1 rRNA gene (cut by a window edge) is annotated in these 2509 nt (G+C 56.4%); it reads right to left on the minus strand.

The features are described from left to right. Positions 1 to 32: 32 nt before the first annotated feature. A 23S ribosomal RNA gene (locus AB0M99_RS37420) occupies positions 33 to 2509 on the minus strand (it continues 726 nt past the right edge of the window).

Below are 2509 nucleotides of genomic sequence, written 5' to 3' on the forward strand. Positions count from 1 at the left end.
CTTCAGAACTAACACAGTGGACGCGAGCAACTGAGGACAAGCCCTCGGCCTATTAGTACCAGTCAGCTCCACCCGTTACCGGGCTTCCACATCTGGCCTATCAACCCAGTCGTCTACTGGGAGCCTTACCCTCTCAAGGAGGTGGGAATACTCATCTTGAAGCAGGCTTCCCGCTTAGATGCTTTCAGCGGTTATCCCTCCCGAACGTAGCCAACCAGCCATGCCCTTGGCAGGACAACTGGCACACCAGAGGTTCGTCCGTCCCGGTCCTCTCGTACTAGGGACAGCCCTTCTCAATATTCCTACGCGCACAGCGGATAGGGACCGAACTGTCTCACGACGTTCTAAACCCAGCTCGCGTACCGCTTTAATGGGCGAACAGCCCAACCCTTGGGACCGACTCCAGCCCCAGGATGCGACGAGCCGACATCGAGGTGCCAAACCATCCCGTCGATATGGACTCTTGGGGAAGATCAGCCTGTTATCCCCGGGGTACCTTTTATCCGTTGAGCGACGGCGCTTCCACAAGCCACCGCCGGATCACTAGTCCCGACTTTCGTCCCTGCTCGACCCGTCGGTCTCACAGTCAAGCTCCCTTGTGCACTTACACTCAACACCTGATTGCCAACCAGGCTGAGGGAACCTTTGGGCGCCTCCGTTACCCTTTGGGAGGCAACCGCCCCAGTTAAACTACCCATCAGACACTGTCCCTGATCCGGATCACGGACCGAGGTTAGACATCCAGCACGACCAGAGTGGTATTTCAACGACGACTCCACAACCACTGGCGTGGCCGCTTCAAAGTCTCCCACCTATCCTACACAAGCCGAACCGAACACCAATATCAAACTGTAGTAAAGGTCCCGGGGTCTTTCCGTCCTGCTGCGCGAAACGAGCATCTTTACTCGTAGTGCAATTTCACCGGGCCTATGGTTGAGACAGTCGAGAAGTCGTTACGCCATTCGTGCAGGTCGGAACTTACCCGACAAGGAATTTCGCTACCTTAGGATGGTTATAGTTACCACCGCCGTTTACTGGCGCTTAAGTTCTCAGCTTCGCACACCCGAAAGTGTACTAACCGGTCCCCTTAACGTTCCAGCACCGGGCAGGCGTCAGTCCGTATACATCGCCTTACGGCTTCGCACGGACCTGTGTTTTTAGTAAACAGTCGCTTCTCGCTGGTCTCTGCGGCCACCCCCAGCTCACGGAGCAAGTCCGATCACCAGTGATGGCCCCCCTTCTCCCGAAGTTACGGGGGCATTTTGCCGAGTTCCTTAACCATAGTTCACCCGAACGCCTCGGTATTCTCTACCTGACCACCTGAGTCGGTTTAGGGTACGGGCCGCCATGAAACTCGCTAGAGGCTTTTCTCGACAGCATAGGATCATCCACTTCACCACAATCGGCTCGGCATCAGGTCTCAGCCTTATATGAGGGACGGATTTGCCTACCCCTCGGCCTACACCCTTACCCCGGGACTACCACCGCCCGGGCTGGACTACCTTCCTGCGTCACCCCATCGCTTACCTACTACAAGTCTGGTTCGTCGGCTCCACCACTTTCCTTTCCCCGAAGGGTCCGGAACGGCTTCACGGACTTAGCATCGCCTGATTCGATATTGGGCGTTTCAAAGCGGGTACCGGAATATCAACCGGTTGTCCATCGACTACGCCTGTCGGCCTCGCCTTAGGTCCCGACTTACCCTGGGCAGATCAGCTTGACCCAGGAACCCTTAGTCAATCGGCGCACACGTTTCTCACGTGTGTATCGCTACTCATGCCTGCATTCTCACTCGTGAACCGTCCACAACTAGCTTCCGCTGCTGCTTCACCCGGCACACGACGCTCCCCTACCCATCACAGCGGGCGTTGGCCCTATTGCTGCAATGACACGACTTCGGCGGTACGCTTGAGCCCCGCTACATTGTCGGCGCGGAATCACTTGACCAGTGAGCTATTACGCACTCTTTCAAGGGTGGCTGCTTCTAAGCCAACCTCCTGGTTGTCTCTGCGACTCCACATCCTTTCCCACTTAGCGTACGCTTAGGGGCCTTAGTCGATGCTCTGGGCTGTTTCCCTCTCGACCATGGAGCTTATCCCCCACAGTCTCACTGCCGTGCTCTCACTTACCGGCATTCGGAGTTTGGCTAAGGTCAGTAACCCGGTAGGGCCCATCGCCTATCCAGTGCTCTACCTCCGGCAAGAAACACACGACGCTGCACCTAAATGCATTTCGGGGAGAACCAGCTATCACGGAGTTTGATTGGCCTTTCACCCCTAACCACAGGTCATCCCCCAGGTTTTCAACCCTGGTGGGTTCGGTCCTCCACGAAGTCTTACCTCCGCTTCAACCTGCCCATGGCTAGATCACTCCGCTTCGGGTCTAGAGCGTGCAACTCAATCGCCCTATTCGGACTCGCTTTCGCTACGGCTTCCCCACACGGGTTAACCTCGCTACACACCGCTAACTCGCAGGCTCATTCTTCAAAAGGCACGCAGTCACGACCGTT

Source organism: Streptomyces sp. NPDC051183, from assembly GCF_040682455.1.
Taxonomy (GTDB): Bacteria; Actinomycetota; Actinomycetes; order Streptomycetales; family Streptomycetaceae; genus Streptomyces.